This window comes from Haemophilus haemolyticus (assembly GCF_001008275.1).
Taxonomy (GTDB): Bacteria; Pseudomonadota; Gammaproteobacteria; order Enterobacterales; family Pasteurellaceae; genus Haemophilus; species Haemophilus haemolyticus_P.
In genome coordinates this window covers 36,683-62,530 of sequence record NZ_LCTH01000038.1, presented here as the reverse complement: position 1 = coordinate 62,530, position 25,848 = coordinate 36,683, and the positions used below count along the sequence as shown (strand labels likewise).

At 37.2% G+C, this 25,848-nt stretch carries 16 protein-coding genes, 4 tRNA genes and 1 pseudogene; 7 read left to right on the top strand and 14 right to left on the bottom strand.

Annotated elements, in window-relative coordinates; all coding sequences use genetic code 11:
- Positions 1–99 precede the first annotated feature (99 nt).
- From AAX15_RS06430 to AAX15_RS06415, 4 genes are all read right to left on the bottom strand, one after another.
- Positions 100–175, bottom strand: a tRNA-Thr gene (locus AAX15_RS06430).
- Between the two features lie 3 nt (positions 176–178).
- Positions 179–253: transfer RNA gene (locus tag AAX15_RS06425), tRNA-Gly, on the bottom strand.
- A gap of 42 nt (positions 254–295) precedes the next feature.
- Positions 296–380, bottom strand: a tRNA-Tyr gene (locus tag AAX15_RS06420).
- 30 nt (positions 381–410) lie between these two features.
- Positions 411–486, bottom strand: a tRNA-Thr gene (locus AAX15_RS06415).
- A gap of 214 nt (positions 487–700) precedes the next feature.
- On the opposite strand from AAX15_RS06415, the gene coaA reads away from it, so the two are divergent.
- Complete coding sequence (gene coaA, locus AAX15_RS06410; protein WP_046939614.1) at positions 701–1,636, top strand: type I pantothenate kinase; 936 nt, start codon at positions 701–703, stop codon at positions 1,634–1,636.
- Between the two features lie 389 nt (positions 1,637–2,025).
- Here the strand turns inward: coaA and AAX15_RS06405 are convergent, their stop codons facing one another.
- Complete coding sequence (locus AAX15_RS06405; RefSeq protein WP_046939613.1) at positions 2,026–3,684, bottom strand: ABC transporter ATP-binding protein; 1,659 nt, start codon at positions 3,682–3,684, stop codon at positions 2,026–2,028.
- Positions 3,677–5,422, bottom strand: coding sequence for an ABC transporter ATP-binding protein/permease (locus AAX15_RS06400; protein ID WP_046939612.1), 1,746 nt, complete (start codon positions 5,420–5,422; stop codon positions 3,677–3,679). The genes AAX15_RS06405 and AAX15_RS06400 overlap by 8 nt, the downstream gene beginning before the upstream one ends.
- A gap of 264 nt (positions 5,423–5,686) precedes the next feature.
- Between AAX15_RS06400 and AAX15_RS06395 the strand changes: the two genes are divergently transcribed.
- Positions 5,687–8,764, top strand: a complete 3,078-nt coding sequence (locus AAX15_RS06395; RefSeq protein WP_046939611.1) for a TonB-dependent hemoglobin/transferrin/lactoferrin family receptor — start codon at positions 5,687–5,689, stop codon at positions 8,762–8,764.
- 105 nt (positions 8,765–8,869) lie between these two features.
- On the top strand, positions 8,870–11,764 hold the full coding sequence (locus AAX15_RS06390; RefSeq protein WP_046939610.1) for a TonB-dependent hemoglobin/transferrin/lactoferrin family receptor: 2,895 nt from the start codon (positions 8,870–8,872) through the stop codon (positions 11,762–11,764).
- Between the two features lie 360 nt (positions 11,765–12,124).
- Here AAX15_RS06390 and tpiA read toward each other — a convergent pair whose 3' ends face one another.
- The gene (tpiA, locus tag AAX15_RS06385; protein ID WP_046939609.1) at positions 12,125–12,916 is read right to left on the bottom strand and encodes a triose-phosphate isomerase; all 792 of its coding nucleotides are present in this window, start codon (positions 12,914–12,916) and stop codon (positions 12,125–12,127) included.
- A 165-nt stretch (positions 12,917–13,081) separates the two neighbouring features.
- Between tpiA and AAX15_RS06380 the strand changes: the two genes are divergently transcribed.
- Both AAX15_RS06380 and xerC read left to right on the top strand, forming a co-directional pair.
- Positions 13,082–13,516, top strand: coding sequence for a GNAT family N-acetyltransferase (locus AAX15_RS06380; protein ID WP_046939608.1), 435 nt, complete (start codon positions 13,082–13,084; stop codon positions 13,514–13,516).
- Positions 13,516–14,403, top strand: coding sequence for a tyrosine recombinase XerC (gene xerC, locus AAX15_RS06375; protein WP_046939607.1), 888 nt, complete (start codon positions 13,516–13,518; stop codon positions 14,401–14,403). Before AAX15_RS06380 ends, xerC begins: the two co-directional genes overlap by 1 nt.
- A 30-nt stretch (positions 14,404–14,433) precedes the next feature.
- Here the strand turns inward: xerC and ygfZ are convergent, their stop codons facing one another.
- Positions 14,434–15,276 (bottom strand): CAF17-like 4Fe-4S cluster assembly/insertion protein YgfZ, encoded by an 843-nt coding sequence (gene ygfZ / locus AAX15_RS06370; protein WP_046939606.1) that lies wholly within the window; start codon positions 15,274–15,276, stop codon positions 14,434–14,436.
- Positions 15,277–15,285: 9 nt separating this feature from the next.
- A complete protein-coding gene (locus tag AAX15_RS06365; RefSeq protein ID WP_046939605.1) occupies positions 15,286–16,149 on the bottom strand; it encodes a YicC/YloC family endoribonuclease in 864 nt (287 codons plus the stop codon).
- 180 nt (positions 16,150–16,329) lie between these two features.
- On the opposite strand from AAX15_RS06365, the gene AAX15_RS06360 reads away from it, so the two are divergent.
- Positions 16,330–17,532 (top strand): aromatic amino acid transporter, encoded by a 1,203-nt coding sequence (locus tag AAX15_RS06360; RefSeq protein ID WP_046939604.1) that lies wholly within the window; start codon positions 16,330–16,332, stop codon positions 17,530–17,532.
- 108 nt (positions 17,533–17,640) lie between these two features.
- On the opposite strand, the pseudogene AAX15_RS06355 reads toward AAX15_RS06360, so the two are convergent.
- From AAX15_RS06355 to AAX15_RS06345, 3 genes and pseudogenes are all read right to left on the bottom strand, one after another.
- Positions 17,641–18,193, bottom strand: a pseudogene (locus AAX15_RS06355) (TIGR00645 family protein).
- A 164-nt stretch (positions 18,194–18,357) separates the two neighbouring features.
- Positions 18,358–19,944 (bottom strand): DNA recombination protein RmuC, encoded by a 1,587-nt coding sequence (locus tag AAX15_RS06350; protein ID WP_046939603.1) that lies wholly within the window; start codon positions 19,942–19,944, stop codon positions 18,358–18,360.
- Positions 19,945–20,024: 80 nt separating this feature from the next.
- The gene (locus tag AAX15_RS06345; RefSeq protein WP_046939602.1) at positions 20,025–21,155 is read right to left on the bottom strand and encodes a cytochrome-c peroxidase; all 1,131 of its coding nucleotides are present in this window, start codon (positions 21,153–21,155) and stop codon (positions 20,025–20,027) included.
- A 388-nt stretch (positions 21,156–21,543) separates the two neighbouring features.
- Here AAX15_RS06345 and AAX15_RS06340 point away from each other — a divergent pair, with 388 nt between their 5' ends.
- Positions 21,544–23,784, top strand: coding sequence for a nitric-oxide reductase large subunit (locus tag AAX15_RS06340; protein WP_046939601.1), 2,241 nt, complete (start codon positions 21,544–21,546; stop codon positions 23,782–23,784).
- A gap of 280 nt (positions 23,785–24,064) precedes the next feature.
- On the opposite strand, the gene AAX15_RS09335 is transcribed toward AAX15_RS06340, so the two are convergent.
- Positions 24,065–24,160: a methionine/alanine import family NSS transporter small subunit gene (locus AAX15_RS09335; protein ID WP_005629210.1), complete on the bottom strand. Its 96-nt coding sequence runs from the start codon at positions 24,158–24,160 to the stop codon at positions 24,065–24,067.
- Position 24,161: 1 nt separating this feature from the next.
- Positions 24,162–25,688: a sodium-dependent transporter gene (locus AAX15_RS06330; RefSeq protein ID WP_046939600.1), complete on the bottom strand. Its 1,527-nt coding sequence runs from the start codon at positions 25,686–25,688 to the stop codon at positions 24,162–24,164.
- Positions 25,689–25,848: the final 160 nt, after the last annotated feature.

The window sequence follows — 25,848 nt, the reverse complement described above, 5'->3', positions numbered from 1 at the left end:
AAAGAGTCCCTCTAAATAGACACGGTTATCGATGGGTAAATAAAACCACATTAACCAATAAAATTGTTTATTCTAAATGAAGGAAAGCGAATTGAAGGATGGTGCTGATAGGCGGATTCGAACCGCCGACCTCACCCTTACCAAGGGTGCGCTCTACCAACTGAGCTATATCAGCGTTTGGAGCGGGCAGCGGGAATCGAACCCGCATCATTAGCTTGGAAGGCTAAGGTAATAGCCATTATACGATGCCCGCAAGTCCTAAATTCGTCTGTCCCATCAGGATTCATCTAAAAGATGGTGGAGGGAGAAGGATTCGAACCTTCGAAGGCTAAGCCAACAGATTTACAGTCTGCCCCCTTTGGCCGCTCGGGAACCCCTCCACGCTAAATGAATACTTGTGTACGAAATAATGGTGCCGACTATCGGAATCGAACTGATGACCTACTGATTACAAGTCAGTTGCTCTACCTACTGAGCTAAGTCGGCGTGTCGTAAGCAAGTGAGGCGTATTATATGGAAAAAACTTTTCGTGACAAGTTTTTTTTCTAAAAAAATTATTTTTTTTGCGTGTTCGTTTAAATTACAAGCAAAAATGTTAATTTTTAACCAAATCTTATTAAATTTACTGAAAAATAAATGCGAACATGCCAGTTATAGAGTATATTTTTCTTCGCTTATTTAGCTATCAAATAAAATTATTGTGGAATTTTCAACTCAGCAAACACCTTTTTTAAGCTTTAATCGTGAACAATGGGCGGAATTACGTAAATCCGTTCCATTAAAATTGACAGAACAGGATCTCAAACCACTCTTAGGTTTTAATGAAGACCTTTCATTAGATGAAGTAAGTACAATTTACCTACCATTAACTCGTCTTATTAACTATTACATTGATGAAAATTTACATCGCCAAACAGTACTACATCGTTTTTTAGGCAGAAATAATGCCAAAACACCTTACATAATTAGTATTGCTGGCAGTGTTGCTGTTGGGAAAAGCACTTCAGCACGTATTCTACAATCTTTGCTTTCTCATTGGCCAACTGAAAGAAAAGTTGATCTCATCACAACAGATGGGTTTCTTTATCCATTAGACAAGCTTAAACAAGATAATCTTTTACAAAAGAAAGGTTTTCCCGTTTCTTATGACACACCTAAACTCATTCGCTTTCTAGCAGATGTAAAATCAGGTAAAAGTAATGTTACAGCACCAATCTATTCTCATTTAACATACGATATTATTTCCGATGAATTTGATGTGGTAGATAAGCCTGATATTCTTATTTTAGAAGGATTAAATGTGCTTCAAACAGGCAATAACAAAATCAATCAAACCTTTGTATCGGATTTTGTTGATTTCTCTATTTATGTCGATGCAGAAGAAAAATTACTGAAAGAATGGTACATTAAACGCTTTTTAAAATTCCGAGAAAGTGCATTTAATGATCCTAATTCTTACTTTAAACATTACGCAAGTTTATCAAAAGAAGAGGCTATTGCGACGGCAAGTAAAATTTGGGATGAAATTAACGGGTTAAATCTCAATCAAAACATTCTTCCAACCCGTGAGCGAGCAAATTTAATTCTAAAAAAAGGTAAAAATCATCAGGTAGAGTTAGTTAAATTGAGAAAATAGCGCAAAAGTGCGGTAAAAACAAAAAGTCTACGCTATTTACTAAAGGACGGATGACCATAATTGTGTTGAAGACGGTCCTTTTAATATTAGTTAAATTCCTGCCTATATTTTTATTGTCCAAGGAAACGTACCATTGCTGCATTATCCAAATAGTTTCCTTCTTAGACATACTTTGATTCGGCAAGGATTCGACTATAAACCAGCTATCTTAGACTAAATGTAAAATGTTCCCAAGGGATTTATGCTTTGCTCTTTTTTGTCATCTAACAATAGTTCAAGCATAATTCCCCAAAAATTAATATCAATAGCGATATTCAGCTATTTAAAATATCAGCCTCTTCTAACAAAAAAATCGCACCTTTAACCGTGCGATTTTTTCTTATATTAATTTAGGACATTCTGCCGTTTTCTATGCCAATCACCTGATCGCAAATTGCCATGGTGGATTGACGGTGGCTGACGAGAATAATCAATTTTTCAGCTTTAACATCGAGTAATGATTTCAAAATCATTGCTTCGTTTAAGCTATCCAAATTGCTGGTCGGCTCATCGAGTAAAATAATCGGGGCGTTATGCAAGAATGCTCGTGCAATACCGATACGTTGTTTTTCACCGTCAGAGAGATTGCCACCCAATTCCGTCATTTTTGTTTGATAACCTTGTGGCAAGCTTAAAATGAAATCATGAATTGAGGCTTTCTTCGCGGCTTCCATAATTTCTTCTAATGTTGTATCACGGCGCGCAAGACGAATATTTTCCTCAATGGTTTCGTTGAAAATATAGGTTTGCTGAGTAATGTACGCCATATTGTCACGCAAACTACGGGTGTTGATGTTAGGTAAAGTTTCGCCGTTAATTTTAATGCTACCTGATTTTGGATCGTAAAAACGCATCATCAATTTCAACAAGGTACTTTTACCGCTTCCGCTTCTGCCGTGAATCCCTAAGATTTCACCCTTTTTCACAGATAAGCTGACATCCGATAAAATTTGTTCTTCACCGTAAGCGAAGTTTACATTCTCTACATCAATGCGAGAAACCTCTTTCAAATTAACCGCACTTTCTACGTCTTTTAACTCAGGTTCTTCCGCTAATAAACTTAATACTCGCTCACCTGAAGCCAACGTTTGTAACAAATTGCTTGAAAGGTTGCTTAAGGCAATAACTGGGCCATAGCTCGACATCAATAAAATCACACCAACTAAAAAGGCTGAGAAATCAATTTTATCTAAGCTAAATAAAATTAAGCCAGTAAACAGTATAATAATGTTGAAAACGGATACTGCCACTTCAGTATAAACACGCACTTTTGCTTCTTGATCTTTGATGCGCTCAAAAGCCGTATCGATTTTTTGGCTGCGTTGTTGAATTTCATCTAAACGTTGTTTCGCATAGCCGAAAAGCTGAATTTCTTTCATACCACGCACGCTGTCGAGGAAGAAGTCATTCATTTCGCCCACTAATTCACGATAGCGTCTGCCATCTTCACGCGCCAATTTGGTGGTGATAATCGGTAAAATTACACCCACTGTTAAATACGCCGCCAATGCCACAAGCACAAACCAACCTGAAAGATGCGCAAAGACCAACAATAAAATCGCAGAGGTAAAGAACGCAATCATAATTGGTGCAATGGTGTGTGCATAGAACACTTCGAGTAATTCAATATCATTGGTGACTAATGACACTAATTGCCCTGCTTGTTTATCTTGCAACTTAACAAAAGCCAAACGGCGCAAAGAAGAAAACACTTTGTCACGCAATAATGCCAATAATTTAAAGGCGATATAATGCCCAGACATTTGCTCTAAATAACGCAATGCGCCACGAGCCACCGCTAATACGATAAGTGCGGTCAAAATTCCAGAGAAACTTAAATGGGTGTCAAAGTTTAAAAGATTCACTAACCCCATCGCCCCCAGCACCATAATAAAGATGGCAGCAAGGAAACCGAGCGTACCCATAGTAATGGTAAACGCCATAATATGTGCGAGTGGAGTCACTAATTTCAACAAATGCCCCATTACAACAAAACCATTTTTACGCATTTGCCACCTCTCTAATTTGTTCTAAATCTTTTTGTTGTTGGAACATTTCAGCATACGCACTTTGTTTTGCCATTAAGGTTTCGTGAGTGCCTTGCTCAATCAATTTGCCTTGGTCAAGTACATTAATACAGTCCGCATTTACCGCATTTGCCAAGCGGTGAGAAATCATCACAATGGTTTTTTGTTGTTTAAATTGTTGAATGAACTGCAAAATAATTTCTTCGCTTTCCACATCAATGTTACTGGTCGCTTCATCAAAAATATAAAGCTCGGCATTGTGTAATAAAGCACGCGCTAAGGCTAAACGTTGAATCTGACCGCCCGATAAATTTGCGCCACGGCTTAATAATTGCATATTTAAGCCGCCGTTTTCGCGTACAAATTGGGCGAGATTCACTTGTTCTAAACACGCATAAATTTGCTCGTCTGTGGCATCAATTTTCGCCATTGTCATATTTTCACGCAGTGTGCCTTTAAACACGTAGCTACTATGGCTCACCAAGGATACTTTTTGATAGAAAGAAGTGCGGTCTATTTCAGAGGCGTTTTGTCCATTAAACAAAATCTCACCTTGTTGCGCTTTATTAAAGCCCATCAACAACGAAACTAAGGTTGATTTACCGCAACCACTTTTACCCACAAACACAGAAAGTTGGTTTGGTTGAATCGTTAAAGTTAAACCTTGAATTGCCGGTTTTTCTGCAGAATACGCAAAATGTAGATCTTTAATTTCCACTTGAACGTTATTTTTGGCTTCAAAATTTACCGCACTTTGTTGGGTTTCCACAGGCGTATCAAGTAATGTGAAGATCTTATCTGAAGCCGCTTTACCATTCATCGCCACATGGAAGAATGAACCAAGCAAACGAAGTGGAATAAAGAACTCGGAGGAAAGTAGGATAAATAAAATCACGCCTAACACACTGAGTTGTGCATCTTGGAATTGCAATAGTGCGGTTAAAATCCCGATTGCTGCACCACCATAAGCGAGTAAATCCATAAGAGAAACCGAGTTAAGCTGCATGGTAAGCACTTTCATGGTAATTTTGCGGAAATGCTCAGCCTCTTTATCCATCTCTTTCGCTTTATAAGCATCATCTTGATAGATTTTTAACGTGATTAAACCTTGTAGGTTATCTAAAAAGCTGCTGCCTAATCCCACATAAATCGACCAATATTTTGCCAAGAGTTTTTTCGCAATTTTATTCACCGCAATGATCGACATCGGAATAAGCGGCACACAAATCAACAAAATTACCGCTGTTTTAAAGCTGAAAAAAATCAAGAAAACAAAAAGGGTAAGCGGTGCAAGCAAGCTATAAAAAAGCTGCGGCAAATAACGCCCAAAGTAGATTTCAAGCTGTTCCACACCTTCTGATGCCACTTGGATAATGCTTGAAGTGGATTGTTGATTCACTTGGTTCAGAGGCATAGAAGCCAATTTACGGTAAATAAGGCTACGCAATTCATGCTTCACTTTTGTACTGGCAAAATAAGACGCTTGCACTGATTTTTTACCCGCAAAAGCACGCAGTGCCAATGCCGCAATTAAAATCACACCTAAACCCACCGCACTTGACATCGTCAACTCTTTAAAATAAGCGGCCTGTAAAATATAAGAAAACACGACGGCACTAATAATCCCGCCAACTAACGCCACCCAATTCCACAACACAGTGACGCCAATCCATTTTTTACTATCGGCCACCGTGTTAATTAGGCGTTTATCTATCATCATAATGATTGCTCCTAAAAAAGAAGTACACAATCAATGCGCACTTTTCATTTAATGGTGAAATTTAAAACGATTGCGCATGCTTTCTAACATGAACAATCGATGGCTTGCATTATAGAGAACAAGTGGACTTAAATATAGAGCATAATGAGAATAATTTTTATTGTTTGATTTTAATCAAAAACAGAATTTTCTGATTGTGAGAAAATACTTTTTCTTATAATATGCTTGATAATCATTATTATTTACCTTTTCATGGAGTTAAACATGACCAATTTTAGATTAAATCTGCTTGCGTATTCCGTTATGCTTGGGCTGACAACAGGAGCTGTTTACGCCAACGAACCTGAACAACTGCAGGAAATTAATGTTTCAGGGAATACAGAAACAATAAATGTGAAAGAAAAAAAAGTTGGTGAAACCCAAATTACAGCTAAGAAGCTTTCTAAGCAACAGGCTTCAGACTCTCGAGATTTAGTACGTTATGAAACGGGTATTAGTGTTGTTGAAACAGGAAGAACAGGATCAAGCGGTTATGCTGTTCGAGGAGTTGATGAAAACCGTGTAGGTATTATGGTTGATGGACTTCGTCAAGCTGAAACCTTAAGTTCACAAGCATTTAAAGAGCTATTTGAAGGCTATGGAAATTTTAATAATACTCGTAATGATGTAGAAATAGAGAATGTAAAAACAGCGACTATTACCAAAGGTGCTGACTCTTTAAAATCAGGTAGTGGGGCATTGGGTGGTTCGGTTATCTTTGATACAAAAGATGCTAGAGATTATCTAATAGGAAAAGATCATTACTTCAGTATTAAACGTTCAACTCAAAGTATGAATAGTCAAGATACGGTGTCTCTTACTGCTGCTGGCCGATATAAAGGGTTTGATGCATTAATTGTTCATACTGAACGTAATAGCAATGAAATGAAGAATTATGGTTATGAAAGTTATGATGATAAGGTTGTCGGAATTAAAAGAGAAAAAACAGATCCTTATTCCATTTCCCGTAATAGTACTTTAGTGAAATTAGGGTTTGAACCAACAGAAAATCATCGATTTAGTGTAGCTGTTGATAAATCAACATTAAAAACAGATGGACAGGATTTATCTTATTCATTACGTCCTAGTTCTTATGTTAATACTGAAATCCGTCAAGGAGAACGATTTATTCACGATAGATCTAAACGAGAAAATATCCAATTTTCTTATGAAAACTTTACACAAACTCCATTTTGGGATCACTTTAAACTAACTTATTCATCTCAAAAAATTAAAAATAAAGCTCGTAGTGATGAATATTGTGCATCAGCTAATTGTGCTGGCGTTATTAATCCACAAGGATTACATCTAGATGATTCAAATGGTGTATATAAAATTTTAGATAAAGATAACAAAGAACTCACAGGGAAATATGATGGGGGCACAATCTATAAAAATTCTAGAAATGAAGATGTTACTAATGATATTTTTGAGCGCCCTGTAGAGTCTTTATCAATAGATTGTGATAAGTTAGATTGCAATAAGAAATTTAGAGTTTTCTCTGCAAATAAATTAGATGGAGATTATAGTTATACCGAAAATTATAAATTTGAAGATAGAAAAATTAATATTAAAACTCTACCTAATGGTAAAAAATATGGTCAAATTGAATTAGCTTCAAGACCTCACCCTTTTATCTCAGGCATAACAGAAAATGAAGAAGCCTTTTATTTACTTCCTAAATCCAGTGGATATAGTAGAAATGAATACAATGATCGTGATTTAAACACAAATACAAAACAATTTAACTTTGACTTTGATAAATCTTTTTCTGTAATAAAAACGGAGCATGCTTTACGATATGGTGGATTATACTCAGAAACAGAAAAAAGCATGGTTAATGCTGAGGGCTATAAAGGTGGAAATGTTCAATGGTGGGCTGATGACTTTATTTGTAATAAATTAGAGAATGGAATGAGAATACCCTCTCCTCAATATTATCCTACCAGTGAATGTACGGGAGCTTTAAAGGAAAGTAATTTAGGTAAAACGAGTTACTTAATCCCAGTTAAAACTAAAAACCATGCATTTTATTTAGGTGATAATTTTACAGTAACAAATTGGCTTGGCTTTGATTTAAATTATAGATATGACAATGTCAGACATTTACCGCATTATCGCTTAGGACAAGATCCTGAAATTCCACGTGGATTATTAGCTGGTACAATGATCCCTATTCCAGATAGTGCATTAACTGGAGGCAGTGGCTGGTATAATTATAATCATCCCGATTATATAAAAAATGTACAAGACAATTTAAATGCAATTCAAAAATCAACAGCATTTAAGCACCATTCCTATAATTTAGGATTAAACTTGGATCCAACAGATTGGTTAAGAATACAGTTTAAATATTCTAATGGTTTTAGAGCGCCAACGCCTGATGAAATGTATATAACATTTAAACATCCTCAATTTTCACTTTTACCAAATACTAATTTAAAAGAAGAAAAAGCTAAAACAAAAGAAATCGCCTTTACTTTTTATAGAGAACGTAGTTATTTCACTACTAATTTATTCCAAACCGATTATAAGAATTTTATTGATTTGGCATATTTAGGTGAACGTCCAATTGATCAAAGTAAATCGTCTTATTATCCATTCTATCAGAGTTTGAATCGTGATAAGGCAAAAGTAAACGGAATTGAAATTTCTACTCACCTAGAAATAGGAGATCTTATTGAAAAATTAGAAGGATTCCATTTGGGTTATAAGTTGACTTATCAAAAAGGTCGAATAAAAGATAGTAAGCCATTAGAGGGATATAAAAAATTATTAGAACATAACCCTAAATATATGAATATGGCCTTGCAAGACCAGCCAATGAACGCTTTGCAACCAACCACATCCGTATACAATTTAGGTTATGATTCACCTAATAAAATATGGGGATTAGATTTTTATATTACCGATGTCTCAGCCAAAAAGGCAAAAGACAGCTTTAACCCTCAATGGCATAGCATGATTGAACGTCAAGCAGAAAATATTAATACTGGTGCAATTGAAACAGTGCCAGCAAAAACAGTAAATGGTAACGAAAAAGTTATTGATAGAAGAGCATTATGGCGCAATAAGCATTACACTGTGATAGATGCCATTGCTTACTGGAAACCAATTAAAAACCTTACATTTACAGCTGGTGTTTATAATTTAACAAATCAAAAATATCTTACTTGGGAATCAGCCCGATCTATTCGAACTATCGGTACAATCAACCGAATAGATACTGAAACAGGTATAGGCTTAAATCGTTTTTACGCACCAGGTAGAAATTATAGAGCATCTATTCAATTAGAATTTTAGGTGTACTCTTATCTAAACCGCACATAATAATAGTAGTGATAGTAAATGTGCGGTTAATTTAAATACATAATTTAATTTGCATATTATCTTTAACGAGGGAAAAAAATGACCAATTTTAGATTAAATCTGCTTGCGTATTCCGTTATGCTTGGGCTAACGGCAAGTGTTGCTTATGCTAATGAACCAACTCAACAACAGCTTGAGGAAATTAATGTATCTGGTTCTACCGAACATAGTGATCCGAAAACACCTCCAAAAATTGCCGAAACTGTAAAAACAGCGAAAAGCTTAGAAAAACAGCAGGCTCAAAATATCAAAGATATCGTTAAATATGAAACAGGTGTCACTGTTGTTGAAGCTGGACGTTTTGGTAACAGTGGTTTTACCATTCGTGGCGTTGATGAAAATCGAGTTTCTATTAATATTGATGGATTAGCGCAAGCTGAAACATTATCTTCTCAAGGCTTTAAAGAGCTTTTTGAGGGTTATGGTAACTTCAATAACACTCGTAATGGTGCAGAAATTGAAACTTTAAAAGAAGTAAATATTACCAAGGGGGCTGATTCTATTAAGAATGGTAGTGGTTCCTTAGGTGGATCTGTAATTTATAAAACAAAAGATGCGAGGGATTATCTCCTTAACAAGGACTACTATGTAAGCTACAAAACTGGATACGCTACGGAAAATAATCAATCATTCAATACCCTTACTTTTGCTGGACGTTATAAAAAGTTCGATGCGTTAGTGGTTGCAACAAGAAGAAATGGGCATGAACTTGAAAACTATGATTATAAAAATGCGGATAGTCTCGTCCAAGGTAAACGTAGAGAAAAAGCAGACCCATACAAAATTGAGCAAGACAGTACATTATTAAAATTCTCTTTTAATCCTACTGAAAACCATCGTTTTACGGCATCAGCTGATTTATATGAACATCGTTCTCGTGGGCAAGATTTATCCTATACACTAAAATATCAACGTAGTGGTAATGAAACCCCTGAAGTTGAATCTAGACATACAAATGATAAAACTCAACGAAGTAATTTCTCATTTTCTTACGAAAATTTTTCAACCAACTTATTTTGGGATACGTTAAAAATTACTTTTTCAAAACAAAAAATAAAAACTAGAGCAAGAACTGACGAATACTGTGATGGTAGTAATTGTCTTGAAACAGCCAATCCACATGGAATAAAGCTTCAAGATGGAAAAATTACTCGACGAGATGGAACTGATATCGAATTAAAAAATAAAGACACTTATATTGATATAGATAATTCTGAAAAAACTAACGGTTTTACTCTAAAAAGAGGAGATGAATATTGGTTTGATTGCTCTCTTTATGATTGCACGAAACCAATGACTTATTGGAAAGCTGTAGGTTGGTCTGGAGCTGTTCAAAAAATGCCTTTGATGTTAGATAAAAAATTTGAACAGAATGGAAAAACTTTCGCTAAATCATCTCAAGCGGATTATAGTTATAGTGTTGTAGTACCAAGTAAAGGCTATTTAGAACGTTTGTGGCAGGAAAGAGATCTTGATACCAATACCCAGCAAACTAACTTGGATCTAACAAAATCGCTTACAAAATTTAATACTGAGCATAATCTCCAATATGGTGTTTCGTATAATAAAACAACAAAGCAAATGGTAAATAGAGCGGGTAATGATGCTCATGATGTAAAATGGTGGGCTGAACGTACTCTAGGCCTTAAAACAGACTGGTACACATCAAAAGAAACTCCAGAAACCTGTGAAGGATCATCTACCTGGAATGCCTTTCTTTGTCCTCGAGTTGATCCAGAGTATTCATTCTTATTACCTGTAACAACGACAGGTAAATCAGCTTATTTCTTTGATAATATCATTATCAATGATTATTTATCATTTGATTTAGGCTATCGTTATGACAACATTGGTTATAAACCACATTACGTAGCTGGTTCAACGCCAAAATTACCAGACGATATAGTAAAAGGATTATATATCCCATTGCCTAAAGGCCCTGAGATTTGGTGGAATCCAGGTCATTATTCTGATCCAACAGAAGAGCAAATTAAACAAAATGCAATTGATAACATCAATTATATTGCGAATCAAAAGAAAAAATATAAAGCGCATTCTTATAGCTTAACATCAACCATAGATCCAACAAATTATCTTCGTTTACAACTTAGATACTCTAAAGGTTTTAGAGCACCAACTTCAGATGAAATGTATTTCACCTTTAAACATCCTGATTTTACTATTTTGCCAAATACTGATTTAAAACCAGAAATAGCAAAAACAAAAGAAATCGCATTAACTTTACATCATGATGATTGGGGATTTATCTCTACAAGTATATTTAAAACTAACTATAAAAACTTTATCGACCTAATATTTAAAGGAGAAAAAGATTTTACAGTAGGCACTGGTGGAGGTAGCTCATTACCATTTTCTCTTTATCAAAATATAAATAGAGATAATGCGTCTGTAAAAGGTATTGAAATTAATTCAAAACTATTCCTTGGTAAGATGGCAAAATTTATGAATGGGTTTAACTTAAGCTATAAATACACCTATCAAAAAGGAAGAATGAATGGCAATATTCCTATGAATGCAATTCAGCCTAAAACGATGGTGTATGGACTAGGATATGATCATCCAGATCATAAATTTGGTTTCGATTTTTATACGACACATGTAGCAAGTAAAAATCCACAAGATACTTATAATATCTATGCTAAAGAACGTGGTGAAAATGATACGACCATAAAATGGCGTAGTAAATCTTATACAATCCTTGATTTTATTGGATATGTTCAACCAATTAAAAACTTAACCATAAGAGCTGGTGTATACAATCTTACAAATCGTAAATACATCACCTGGGAGTCTGCTCGTTCAATTCGTTCATTTGGAACAAGTAATGTTATAGAACAATCAACAGGCTTAGGTATAAACCGTTTCTATGCTCCAGGTAGAAACTATAGAATGTCAGTTCAGTTTGAATTCTAATTGTATCTAAAAGCATAAAAGTGTGGAGAAAATAATCTGCACCTCAAAAGTTGGACTAAATTACCAATAATTGAGGTGCAGATTTTATTATAGTCAGATAGTGTAGCTATAAAAATATTCGCTAATGAAGCAATGGAAAGTTTCTTTGAACGATTAAAACAGGGTGTTTTATGGCTGGCTATTTAACCGTAGAGAGAAGATAGTTGATATAGTAAGGGATTATTTGGTGGGGGAATTGTCGATGAATTCAACTGAAATTAAAAGGACTGAGTCTAATACAATATGCTCGTCAGTCCTTAAGTAAATAATCTAGGTTTTTAGGCGCGGCTGATTTTTACCGCACTTTTAATTAACTGAAAATTAATTTTTTGCTGCTGCCGCTGCTTTTACAATTACAGCAAATGCTGGGGCTTTTAATGATGCGCCACCTACTAATGCGCCGTCGATGTCTGGCTGAGTAAATAATTCAGCTGCATTTGCATCATTTACAGAACCGCCGTATTGGATAATCACTTGGTCTGCCACGGCTTGTGATTTTGCAGCGATGTGACCGCGGATAAATGAGTGAACAGCTTGGGCTTGTGCTGGAGTCGCAGATTTACCAGTACCGATCGCCCAGATTGGTTCGTATGCGATCACTGCACCGTTTAATGCTTCAACACCTAATGCGTTGATCACCGCATCAATTTGACGCGCACACACTTCCTCTGTTTTGCCTGCTTCGTTTTCAGCTTCAGTTTCACCGATACATAATACTGGCACTAAGCCTGCTTCTTTAAGTGCGGCGAATTTTTTCGCGATAAATTCGTCGCTTTCTTTATGGTAAGTGCGGCGTTCAGAGTGGCCAATAATGATGTATTTTGCACCAAAATCTTTTAACATTTCGCTAGAAATATCACCAGTAAATGCACCTTTCACATTGATATCTACGTTTTGTGCACCTAATTGAACCACACTTTTACCGCCACAGCTGCAACCACAACCAGAAAGTGCTGCTTCAGCCGTACCTAAATACATAACGGGGGGAGCAATTGCTACATCACAACCTGTTACATCATGTAATTCTGCTTTTAATCCCTCGATTAATTCTTTGGTGAACGCTTTGCTACCGTTTAATTTCCAGTTACCCATAACTAAAGGACGACGTGCCATTTTTGTTTCTCCATAGTTGATAAAATTAACTCGCTTACTATACCAAAATTTCGCTACGATTCTTTGCAGAAGATCATAAAATTAAAAAAATTCTCATAGAAAGATGATTATCTTGAGTTAAAAAGCTACAATTACCTGTATGGAACCAATAAAAAATAACCAATTATGAAACTTTTCAAAGCTGAACAATGGAATATTGACGTGCTTCTTCCTCTTTTTGAAGCCTATCGCCAAGCCTATGGACAAGCAGAGAATCCAGAACGCACCTTGGCTTTTTTAACTAATCGCATGCGTTTTAATGAAAGCCTGTTTTTTATTGCGGTGGACGAAAATGAAAAGGCTATTGGCTTTGTGCAGCTTTTCCCTCGCCTTTCTTCCTTACAATTACAACGCTATTGGCAAATCACCGATATTTTTGTGTTGGAACATGCGCAACAAACGGAGATTTATGCGGCGTTGATTTCTAAATCAAAAGACTTTGTGCATTTCACGCAATCCAATCGTTTAGTAGCGGAATTAGCGCAAAATCAATACTCAATGTTGGAATCGGAAGGGTTTAAATTGAACCCGAAAGAACGTTTATTTGAATTGAGTTTGTAATGCTAACAGCGTTAAATCGTTATTGGGATTATTTGCGGATTGAACGCCAAATGAGCCCTCACACTCTCACCAATTATCAACATCAACTTGATGCCACCATCAAAATTTTAGCGCAACAAGATATTCATGCTTGGACACAAGTAACACCCAGCATGGTGCGCTTTATTTTGGCAGAAAGTAAAAAACAAGGCTTAAAAGAAAAAAGCTTGGCTTTGCGTTTATCCGCATTGCGTCGTTTTCTCAGTTTTTTGGTGCAACAAGGCGAATTGAAAGTGAATCCTGCCACTGGCATTTCCGCACCGAAACAAGGAAAGCATTTACCGAAAAATATGGATGGCGAGCAAGTTCAACAGTTACTTGCAAACGATAGCAAAGAGCCGATTGATATTCGTGATCGTGCGATTTTGGAATTAATGTATAGTTCGGGTTTACGTTTATCGGAATTACAAGGCTTAGATTTAAATAGCATTAATACCCGTGTTCGGGAAGTGCGTGTTATCGGGAAAGGCAACAAAGAGCGTGTAGTGCCGTTTGGGCGTTATGCTTCGCATGCCATTCAGGAATGGTTAAAAGTGCGGGCATTATTTAACCCAAAAGATGAGGCGTTATTTGTTAGCCAGCTTGGAAATCGTATTTCTCATCGAGCTATTCAAAAACGTTTGGAAACTTGGGGCATTCGTCAAGGATTAAATAGCCATCTTAATCCGCATAAATTGCGCCATTCTTTTGCGACGCATATGTTGGAAGCCAGTTCTGATTTACGTGCCGTGCAAGAATTGCTTGGACATAGCAACCTTTCCACCACACAAATTTATACTCACTTAAATTTTCAACATCTGGCGGAAGTGTACGATCAGGCTCATCCAAGAGCGAAACGTAAGAAATAACAATCCACAGGTAAAACCTGCGGATTGTTATTATTCAGTAATCGAATAAGGTAATTGCACTCGCTCTAACAGTATTTCACTATTCGGCAATCTAAATACTTGTGCCGAATCAATGTCATTATTCATCACAACTTGCAACCATAAAACACCGTCTAAATTGACCGCACTTGTAATCGTGCCTGTTTTTCGCCAATTAGATTCAATCTGCATTTCGATTTCACTGCCAATTTCTACTTCCAGCCGGGTTTGTGCTTTAAAGACAAACATTGCGCGTTTATTCGCACCACGATATTTCGCACGAGCTACCGTTTCTTGCCCAATATAGCAACCTTTGGTAAAAGAAATGGCTTGCTCAATAACCTGTAAATTTAGCGCTTGTGGGATAAATTCATTTTGCGTTTTCGGGCTTAAATTTGGCAATCCAGCTTGAATATCGGCTACATCCCAAATTCTTGCATCGCCATTAAAATTCACAGGTAATTCAGTTTCATTCAATAAAATTGAACGCAGTCCATCGATTTCCCATGAAAAGTGCGGTGTAATTTTTCCACATTTTTCACCTATTAAGCCGATGATTTGCCAATCACGTAAATCAAAACTAACTTTGGAAAATACCGCATATTTTTTCAAGGCATCTAGCCCACTTGGCAATATATCTTTCTTAATCAGCAAAAAGAATTGTTCGCTACTTACTTTAAACAAACGGTAAATTGCATTCATTTTACCTTTTGGATCGCAGTGAGCTGTAAGTGTTGTTGCGCCACTTGCTAATCGAACAACATCCGTGGTTAACTGCCCTTGCAAATATTTTTCTGCATCCGCACCATGTGCCTCAATCAGTTGATATTGAGTAAGAGAAATAAATTGAGACATTCTGCTTTCCTATTCTAAATTCTGAATTTGCTCACGCATTTGTTCAATAAGCACTTTTAGCTCAACCGCAGAAGCCGTGATATCCGCATTAATGGATTTAGACGCAAGCGTATTCGATTCACGATTCAATTCTTGCATCATAAAATCTAATTTACGACCAACTGCACCGCCTTTTTTCAAAATATTCGTGGTTTCTTTCACGTGCATTTGTAAACGATCGAGCTCTTCTGCCACATCAACGCGTTGAGCCAATAAAATCATTTCTTGTTCCACACGTTGCGGATCAAGATTAATTTGAGCATCTTCAAAACGTTGCAATAAACGCTCACGTTGCCATTGTAAAACTGCTGGCATTTGTGACCGCACTTTATCAGCTTCCACGGCAATCGCATCTAAGCGTTGTTGAATAATATCGTTCAGTTTTTCCCCTTCACGACCACGCATTGCAATAAAATCTGTCAGTAAATCATCAAAGGCTGTCAACAAATCTTGACTAATCGCATCTAAGTCTTGCTCTTGTGCTTCCACCACACCTGGATAACGCAACACGTCTGTCAAATTAATTTCACCTTCTCCAGCCTGAGCTTTAATCCATTGCAAAGACTGAATCACTTGATTCGCAAGCTCTTTATTTAAATTCAATTCGGCATTTGTTTGTTTTTTCGTTTCAATGCGCAAAGAACATTCAATTTTACCGCGAGTAAGACTTTGACGAAGTTTCTCACGCAACGTGTTTTCTAATCCGCGAAATTGCTCTGGCAAACGGAAAAAGTTTTCTAAATAACGTTGATTGACGGAACGAATTTCCCATACTGCATCGCCCCAATCTTTTTTCACTTCAAGGCGTGCAAAGGCGGTCATACTGTAAATCATAAGCTCTCCTGTTTTTAGTTTTGTCTTAGTTGATTCGCCAAGTATTGTAACGAGATGAACGTAGAAAGGGAAAAGAAAAGTGCGGTAAATAATAAAGATATTTTGTATTCTGTTGTTTACATACTGTAAATTTTAAAATACAATTTCCGTAAATTTATTATTACACAATAAGGAGCAAACATGAACAAAACTGTAGGCAGCACACTTCTCGTTGCCGGTACGATGATTGGAGCGGGAATGTTGGCTATGCCACTCACTTCCGCCGGCATCGGATTCGGCTTTACTTTAGTCTTATTATTAGGGCTTTGGGCATTATTAACTTTTAGCGCACTTTTATTCGTTGAGCTCTATCAAACTGCGGAAAGTGATGCTGGTATCGGTACACTCGCGGAACAATATTTTGGTAAAACAGGACGCATTGTTGCCACGGCTGTGCTAATTATTTTCTTATACGCATTAATTGCCGCTTATATCAGCGGTGGCGGTTCACTACTAAAAGATTTATTACCAGAAAGTTTTGGCGATAAAGTTAGCATCTTATTATTTACCGTGATTTTCGGTTCATTTATTGTCATCGGCACACATAGCGTAGATAAAATTAATCGCGTGTTATTTTTCGTTATGCTTGCGGCCTTTGCCGTGGTGTTAAGCTTAATGTTGCCAGAAATCAAATTTGATAATTTAATGGCGACGCCAATTGATAACGCTTTAATTATCTCTGCAAGCCCTGTATTTTTCACGGCGTTTGGTTTCCACGGCTCGATTCCAAGTTTAAATAAATACTTAGACGGTAACGTAAAAGCATTACGTATTTCTATTTTGGTCGGTTCAGCAATTACCCTTTGCGCTTATATTTTGTGGCAAATGTCGACGCACGGCTTGCTCACACAAAATGAGTTCTTACAAATTTTAAAAGAAGATGCCACCTTAAATGGCTTAGTAAAAGCAACGCTTGCTATCACTGGCAGTAACATGATCGCAGGTGCGGTAAAATTATTCTCAACTTTGGCGCTGGTTACTTCTTTCTTGGGCGTAGGGCTTGGATTGTTGGAATGTATCGAAGATTTATTAAAACGATCTTTTAATATTTCTGCAGGGCGTATCTCACTTGGCTTAATGACGTTCATTCCACCACTCGTCTTTGCGCTTTTCTATCCTGAAGGTTTTATTTTAGCGTTAGGCTACGCGGGTCAAATGTTTGCATTCTATGCCGTAGTATTGCCAGTTAGCCTCATTTGGAAAGCTCGTCATACCCACGCTAATTTGCCATACAAAGTATGGGGAGGAAATCTGACTTTAATTATCGTATTGGTATTAGGCGTAATCATTACATCTATTCCATTTGCGATTCGTGCGGGTTACTTGCCATTTGTTGTGGGTTAAAAAACGAGGAAAAAACCTACCGCACTTCTTGATCTACATAAAGCAAAACGCCGTTCAATAATGAACGGCGTTTTATATTTAATTATGGCGTTAAAGTGCGGTAAATTTTTAATGCGTTTTATGGCTTGTGCTATACAAAATTTTGTCCGTATAAGCCAAAGCAATTGCAGACACTAAAAAGCCTAAATGCAATAATAACTGCCACATCATTGGTTTTTTCTGGTGTATTGCTTGCGTTCACAAAGGTTTGCAACATATGGATAGATGAAATGCCGATAATAGACATAGAAAGTTTAACCTTCAATACAGTTGCATTGACATGGCTCATCCATTCAGGCTGATCGGGGTGATTACGCGTACGCAATTTGGATACGAAAATTTCATAGCCACCGATAGTCACCATCACAAGTAAGTTTGCGATCATCACGACATCAATCAAATTCAACACACCCAACATAATCGTGTTGGAATCCATCTCATTGACATTAATCACCAATGCCCATAAGCCTTTAATAAACTTATAAGAGTAGATCGCAAGGGTGACAATCAAACCCAAATAAATCGGCACTTGCAACCAGCGACTAGCAAAAATTATTTTCGCGATAATATTCGATTGTTCGTTATATTTCGCATAAGGATCAACAGGTTTGTTTTCTTCCATTAGATTTTATTCCTAAATTAAATAGTGGGTTAAATAAACAAAAAAACCGCAAGAAAATAGCAGTTTTTTTGAAAATAGCAATAAAGAAATCGAGTTATTCTTATTTTATTTATACATTTAGGAATAAAAGACTATTATATCAAATCGCGAGCTAATCCTATTTTTTATTCATTTCTCGGCTCTAATGTCGTCAACCTAGCCAAATCCAGTTGATTATTCAATAACTCCACTTCTGGCATCGTTTTATTCGCTTTTGCGGAAAGGGTTTTAAATCGTTCGACTTTGCCAACTAAACCTTGTTGGCCAACAAGTGCGGTTACTGTGCTGTTGTATTGATTGCTGACGGTGGAAAGCGTATTACCGAGCTTACTTAAACGTTCTGCGACTAAGCAAATTTGGTTATAAATTTCACCCGCTTTTTCAGCGATTTCTTTTGCCTCTGCATTACCGCGTTCGATGCGCCAGAGGTTTGCTACGGTGCGTAAAATCGGCATTAAGGTGGTGTGAGAGACCATAATTACATTACGTTCATAACCGTAATTAAATAAAGCAGGATCAGATTTTAAAGCCTCAATATACGCGGGTTCCACCGCAATAAACATGAGAACAAAATTCGGGCTACGCATGCCAATAAGATTGCTGTAATCTTTTTTATGCAGATCATTAATATGGGTTTTCAATGCAGAAATATGTTCTTTTAGTAAACGGTCACGTTCAAAATCATCCTCAGAATTTACCGCACTTTCGTAAGCCACCAGCGACATTTTGCTGTCGATAATTAAGTGCTTTTCATCAGGTAGATTTAACACAAAATCTGGATAATTGCGTCCACCTTGCTCATCTTTAAAATGCGCTTGAGCGCGGTAATGCACATTTTCTTCAAGTCCTGCCAGTTGCAAAGCTCGTTCTAATTGCACTTCGCCCCAGTTACCTAACGTTTTCTTTTCGCCTTTCAGCGCAGAAGTTAAATTACTCGCCTCTTGCGACATATTCAGACCAATTTCCAGCACTTTTTTGATTTCCGCTTCCAAGCCTGCATTACCTTTCACGGATTCGGAGTGAATTTCATTGACACGTTTTTGGAAACCTTCAATTTGCTCACGGAAAGGCTTGAGCAACGTTTCCAAGGCAATTTGGTTTGATTGACTAAATGATCGACTTTTTTCATCTAAAATCCGATTAGCTAGATTTTGAAATTCCACGCCCAACTGCTGTTTCGATTGTTCAAAGTTTTGTTGTTGCTCTGAAAAATGTTTTTCTTTCTCTGCTAAAGTTGTTTTTAACCCTGTTAATTCTTGAGAAAGTGTGGTCAATTTTTCGGTTAAATGTTGTTGTTCCTGTTCTTTACGAGATAACTGGCTTTGGCTATGTTGCAACTGGGCATTCAAACTTTCAGCTTGCGCAGAAGCGATCCCGGAGCGTTCTTTTAATGCAGTAATTTGCTCCGCGATGGCGGAATGGCGAGATTGTTCTTCATCCAATTCTTGAGTGAGATAATGAATTTTTTCATCACGTTCATTGAGTCGAACTAACAAGCCTTGGCTTTCTGTTTGAGCTTTGATGGTTTGCTGCTCTAGCTGATTTTTGATGCTGCTAAGTTCATCAAATTTACTGGCAAGCTGATTGTAATCTTGAGTCGTTTTCGATAATTCTTGATGAAGATGTGTATATTTTTGCTGGCGTAGAATAAGTAATAAAATCAATAGAACAACGATTACTAACAAGCTAAAAAGCCATAAATTCTCTGACATATATCCCTCTGAAAATGATGTTCTAAATTGTAACATAGAAATGTGAATTAAATTTTAGCTTTAAGTGCGGTGAAATTATCTTACTTACCGCCCTTATCATAGGCTGCATCAGTCAACGTTTTCAAAAACGCTTCCAATGCATCAATTTCTGCATCAGTAAGCGGCTTACCTTTAAGATCGCTATGGCTTATCGTTGGCGCATATTCTGCTGCCGACCAAGGTTTACCCGTTTCAGGATTTATCTTACGCTCAGGGTTGTTATGGCTATCCAAAAATAACAATACAGTACGCAATTCTTTAAATACACCGTTATGCATATAAGGTGCGGTAACGGCGACATTACGCAATGTCGGCACTTTAAATTTGCCTTTTTGAGCGATATCACCTTTCACCATTGGATTATCTAACAATCCATTATCCACCCAATCTTCGCTTAATTTATTGTGAGCAATCAATGCCTCATTTTTCGGTACGCCGAGATTGAAATAACGATAATTTGTAAAAGTTTCTTCACGATGATCTTTATCATTCAGCTGATGACAATTACTGCAAGTTGTTTTTTCTTTATCAAAAAATAACGTCTTGCCTAATGCTTCTTGCTCAGTAAATTTATCTTGCCCTGCCAAGGTGCGGTCATATTTAGAACTGAATTGAGCAAACAAATCTAATTGCTGAAATGCAGCAAGTGCTTGTTCCATAATGGCGTAAATTTTCTCATCATCTTGCCAAATTTCTGCGCCCCAATGCTTGGTAATGTAATCTTTCACTGCCTGATTTTCGGCAATACGTTTTACCACGCTGGCTTTATCTTTCATGCCCATTTCAACAGGATTGATTGGAGGTCCCCCCGCCTGTTCAGCTAAATGTTTTGCTCGACCATCCCAAAATTGACCGCCAACATAATCCTTAATTTTTTCATCAAAATGAAAATCAGGGGAATATTTTGCATAAATGGCCGTTGGCGTGTTGCGATTACCAAACTTTGTCGGATCATCGCCTTGCGAAACCATTTTATCTATATCATTTTCACGTAAATCCGCAAAAGCGGCTGCAGGCATATGGCAAGTAGAACAACTCTGTGTTTTATTGTGAGAAAGTGATTTATCAAAAAAGAAAGCCTGACCCAATCCAAGCAATGCGGGATTTATGGGTTCTTCTTGAGCAAAACAAAAAATAGGTAAGACAAATAACGACAAGAAATATTTTTTCATTCTAACTCCATGGGTATAAAAAATAACTGCACTTAGTCAAAGTAAATCCACTATTATAAATTTAGACTGTACATAAATTAACTTAAACATTGATATCTTACACCAAACTCAAATTTTTAAACCTTTTCTTACATACTTAAATTAACTACTACTTCTAGTAGAAAGGCAATACTTTTGGGAATTGAAGAACTGTTAAAACATTTTTTAACTGTGCTTTTTTGATGATCTCAATCAAAATAACCTACTATTTTAGTCAATTACTTTATTTGAGGTATTATTCTGATGCCAAAATACCCGATATAATTAGTCAGGTATTTTACTTTATGTAAAATATTTACCTATGATTTTAAATAGGAAGTTAATTTTTCAATAACCTAGGAGTGATAAAATGGGACAGTATAAAAAGTTCTGGTACCTATTAGTCGCCGTATTGATTGGAGCATTCTCCATTCTCGGTTACTATGGGTTTGAAGTTTATCGTGAAGCACCACCAATTCCGCAACAATATGTTTCTGAATCGGGCGAAAAAGTGATTACTCACGATGAAATTTTACATGGTCAAACTGCTTGGCAAACCACTGGTGGTATGCAAGTGGGTTCTGTTTGGGGGCATGGTGCATACCAAGCGCCTGACTGGACTGCAGATTGGTTACATCGTGAATTAACCAACTGGTTAGATATCACCGCAAATAAAGAATTTGGTAAAAACTTTGCGGATCTTAATGAAGAACAACAAGCTTTATTAAAAGCACGTTTAACTAAAGAATACCGTAGCAGCAAAGTTGAAAACGGCACCGTTGTGCTTTCTAATACCCGTTTAGCGGCAATGGAAAAAACTGCACAATACTACATTTCTTTATACGGCGATGATCCTGCCACTAAAGTCACTCGTGAACACTTCGCCATGAAGGATAATACCCTTCCTGACTTACAAGCGCGTAAAGACTTAACAAAATTCTTCTTCTGGACAGCATGGACTGCTTCAGCTGAACGTCCAAATACAAATGCAAGCTATACCAATAACTGGCCACATGAACCATTAATCAATAATGTGCCAACACCAGAAAACGTGATTTGGTCAATTGCGAGCGTGGTATTCCTAATTGCAGGTATTGGTTTTGTCGTATGGATTTGGTCATTCAAAAAACGTGAAGATGAAAAAGAACCACCAACACCTGAGTTCGATCCACTTACAAAGTTACAACTTACCCCCTCTCAACGCGCATTAGGCAAATATCTCTTTACCGTGCTTGCATTATTCTTACTGCAAGTAAACTTAGGTGCGATTGTTGCTCACTATACCGTTGAAGGTCAAGAATTCTATGGTATTAATATTTCGCAATATTTTCCTTATTCATTAATACGTACTTGGCATATTCAATCAGCCTTATTCTGGATTGCGATGGCCTTCCTTGCTGGTGGTTTATTCCTTGCACCAATCATTAATGGCGGTAAAGATCCAAAATTCCAGAAATTAGGCGTAGATATTCTATACTGGGCATTAGTAGTATTAGTAATAGGTTCATTCACTGGTAGCTACTTAGCGATTGCTCATATTCTTCCTGAAGAATGGAGCTTCATGTTCGGTCACCAAGGTTACGAATTCATTGACTTAGGTCGTTTCTGGCAAGCGGTAAAATTCGCAGGCATCTTATTCTGGTTAGTATTAATGCTTCGAGGTACAGTAAACGCATTTAAACAACCAGGAGACAAAAACTTATTAGCCTTGTTCTTCGCTTCTGTGATTGCGATCGGTCTATTCTATGGTCCAGCATTATTCTACGGCGAGCACACTCACATTTCTGTAATGGAATACTGGCGCTGGTGGGTAGTTCACCTATGGGTAGAAGGCTTCTTCGAAGTATTCTCTGTAGCGGCACTCTCATTCATCTTCGTAAGTTTAGGTTTAGTTTCTCGTCGTACTGCGACTGTGGCAACTATTACTGAAGCGGCATTATTCTTAATCGGCGGTATTCCTGGTACGTTCCACCACCTATACTTCGCAGGTGCAACCACACCAATTATCGCAGTAGGTGCATCATTCTCAGCACTTGAAGTGGTTCCATTAGTGTTATTAGGTCACGAAGCCTGGGAACACTGGGCAATGAAACAAAAGGCACCTTGGATGGATCGTTTAAAATGGCCTATTTACTGCTTCGTAGCCGTTGCATTCTGGAATATGTTAGGTGCGGGTGTATTTGGTTTCTTAATCAACCCACCGATTTCACTCTACTATGTTCAAGGCTTGAACACGACTGCCGTTCACGCTCACGCTGCATTATTCGGCGTATATGGCTTCTTAGCATTAGGCTTCGTATTCTTAATCGCTCGTTACTTACGTCCAAATACACCATTTAACGATAAGTTAATGAAATGGGGCTTCTGGTTATTAAACGGCGGTTTAGTACTGATGATAGTATCAAGCTTACTACCTATCGGTGTTATCCAAGGATATGCAAGTATCTCTGAAGGCTTATGGTATGCACGTAGTGAAGAATTTATGCAACAATCATTATTCGATACCTTACGTTGGGTTCGTTTAGGTGGTGACGTAGTATTCATCTTCGGTGCACTAGCCTTCTTCTGGCAAATCTTTACGATGATTTTCTTCAGACCTAAACATACTTAGTTAGGTTATCCCCCAAAGCGACTTATGTGAAAGTAGGTCGCTTTTTTATTCTTATCTACCATATCTTATATATAAGCTTACAAAGCTTTTTATATAAAATTAGCATTAATATTACATAAACATTAAAAATATTATAGGCTGAAGTAGATTAGCAATTATGTTAATCTGCTTCAGCCCCTTAAATAATATCGAATACTGTTTGTTAATAACCTACACCTTAATCAATTGGTTATTTAGCCCAAATTTTTGGAGACAGATTAAAGTGCGGTCAGATTAATGATTATTCTTCTTTTGGTAATCGAATCAGAGCGTAAACCAATCCACCCCATACCAAAGCGAGAGACACGATCATCATAATAATTGCACCAGTACTCATTTTATTCTCCTTTAGTTTCATCAACGGTTAACTTAATTTCGCTTTTCCATTTTAAGCGAGAAAGGAAGAATGCCACGACAAGCAAGCTAATGGACATCCCCCAACCAAAGGTGTTTACGAACCAGTTTGGATAACCCTCGTAACCTTCAGAGAAGACTTTTGCCCCTTCGCTGAAAAGCATGAATGCTAAAACACCACTCGTTAATACAATGCATAAACGCCAGAAGAAACCAACTTTGAAAGATGACGTTTCATTTAAGTGATTACCCAATAAACCGAGTTTTTCATTTGCCACAATCGCAATTAAAGAAGCAAACGCTACTGCAACAATACCGAAATAGTTTACGAATTTATCGAACACATCTAACATTGGTAAGCCAGTTGTCGTGCCGAATAAAATGACAGAAACGAACATCATTGGTACGCCCACGATAAACGTTACTTTCCCACGACTAATACGAATTTTATCTTGAATTGCAGAGATAATTACTTCAATTACAGAGATGAATGAAGTTAATGCCGCAAAGGTTAATGATCCAAAGAACAATACGCCTAGCACTTCACCAAATGGTGCTTTATTGATGATGATTGGGAACGCAAAAAATGCTAAACCAATTCCGCCTTTTGCCACTTCGCTGACTTCTTGACCTTGCGCTGTTGCAATAAAGCCTAATGCTGCAAATACGCCAATACCCGCTAACACTTCAAAGCTACTGTTAGCAAAACCTACAACCAAGCCGCTGCCAGTCAAATCGGATTCTTTTTTAAGATAAGAGGCATAAGTCACCATAATCCCAAAGCCGATTGAAAGAGAGAAGAAGATTTGCCCATAGGCTGCAATCCACACACTTGGATTAGAAAGTTTCGACCAATCTGGCGTAAATAATGCATCTAAACCTTTTGCCGCACCGGGTAAGAATAAGGAATAAATCACAAGGGCCATAAACATTACAACGAGCACTGGCATTAATACAGAAGATGCTTTAGCAATCCCTTTTTGAACACCCATAGAAAGTACGCCTAATGCAACAATCCACATCGCAATTAATGGGCCAGTCACCATACCGACAAATTCAAAACTCACACCGTTTTTAATGTCGCCCATTTTTAAGAATTCACCGATGAAGAAATCAATTGGTTTATCTCCCCATGCACCAGTGAAAGAAAAATAGGTGTAGATTGCCGCCCAGCCTAATACCACAGCGTAATATAATCCGATGATGACATTCACCATCATTTGCCACCAACCAAATACCTCAAAGTGCGGGCTAACACGGCGATAAGAAAGTGGTGCACCACCACGATTGCGGTGACCAATTGCATAATCTAAAAATAAAAGAGGAATCCCTGCAGTTAATAACGCGATAAGGTAAGGGATGATAAATGCTCCGCCACCATTTTCATAAGTGGTATAAGGGAAACGCCAAATATTACCAAGACCGACGGCCGAACCAATCGCTGCCATAATAAATGCACGACGACCAGAAAAAGTCTCACGCTTTTGCGCTTTTTGGGCTGAGTGCGCCATAAATTATCCTATGTAAAAAAATTAAAAGAGTTTCAATATAATGAAATCTAATCATCAGTCAATAAATAAGCACAAAGAGCGGTAAAAATTCACTAATTTTTTAATAAAAAGAACATAAACATTCAGAACAAGCCTATTTTCACCGCACTTTTTTCGTTTT

Excerpts from the sequence above, each read along its gene's own strand:
- AAX15_RS06350 (WP_046939603.1), bottom strand. The coding sequence starts at position 19,944 with ATGTCAGAGAATTTATGGCTTTTTAGCTTGTTAGTAATCGTTGTTCTA.
- AAX15_RS06330 (WP_046939600.1), bottom strand. The coding sequence starts at position 25,688 with ATGGCGCACTCAGCCCAAAAAGCGCAAAAGCGTGAGACTTTTTCTGGT.
- AAX15_RS06405 (WP_046939613.1), bottom strand. The coding sequence starts at position 3,684 with ATGCGTAAAAATGGTTTTGTTGTAATGGGGCATTTGTTGAAATTAGTG.
- AAX15_RS06380 (WP_046939608.1), top strand. The coding sequence starts at position 13,082 with ATGAAACTTTTCAAAGCTGAACAATGGAATATTGACGTGCTTCTTCCT.
- AAX15_RS06360 (WP_046939604.1), top strand. The coding sequence starts at position 16,330 with ATGAACAAAACTGTAGGCAGCACACTTCTCGTTGCCGGTACGATGATT.
- AAX15_RS06390 (WP_046939610.1), top strand. The coding sequence starts at position 8,870 with ATGACCAATTTTAGATTAAATCTGCTTGCGTATTCCGTTATGCTTGGG.
- AAX15_RS06340 (WP_046939601.1), top strand. The coding sequence starts at position 21,544 with ATGGGACAGTATAAAAAGTTCTGGTACCTATTAGTCGCCGTATTGATT.
- AAX15_RS09335 (WP_005629210.1), bottom strand. The coding sequence starts at position 24,160 with ATGAGTACTGGTGCAATTATTATGATGATCGTGTCTCTCGCTTTGGTA.
- xerC (WP_046939607.1), top strand. The coding sequence starts at position 13,516 with ATGCTAACAGCGTTAAATCGTTATTGGGATTATTTGCGGATTGAACGC.
- AAX15_RS06345 (WP_046939602.1), bottom strand. The coding sequence starts at position 21,155 with ATGAAAAAATATTTCTTGTCGTTATTTGTCTTACCTATTTTTTGTTTT.
- AAX15_RS06395 (WP_046939611.1), top strand. The coding sequence starts at position 5,687 with ATGACCAATTTTAGATTAAATCTGCTTGCGTATTCCGTTATGCTTGGG.
- tpiA (WP_046939609.1), bottom strand. The coding sequence starts at position 12,916 with ATGGCACGTCGTCCTTTAGTTATGGGTAACTGGAAATTAAACGGTAGC.
- ygfZ (WP_046939606.1), bottom strand. The coding sequence starts at position 15,276 with ATGTCTCAATTTATTTCTCTTACTCAATATCAACTGATTGAGGCACAT.
- AAX15_RS06400 (WP_046939612.1), bottom strand. The coding sequence starts at position 5,422 with ATGATGATAGATAAACGCCTAATTAACACGGTGGCCGATAGTAAAAAA.
- AAX15_RS06365 (WP_046939605.1), bottom strand. The coding sequence starts at position 16,149 with ATGATTTACAGTATGACCGCCTTTGCACGCCTTGAAGTGAAAAAAGAT.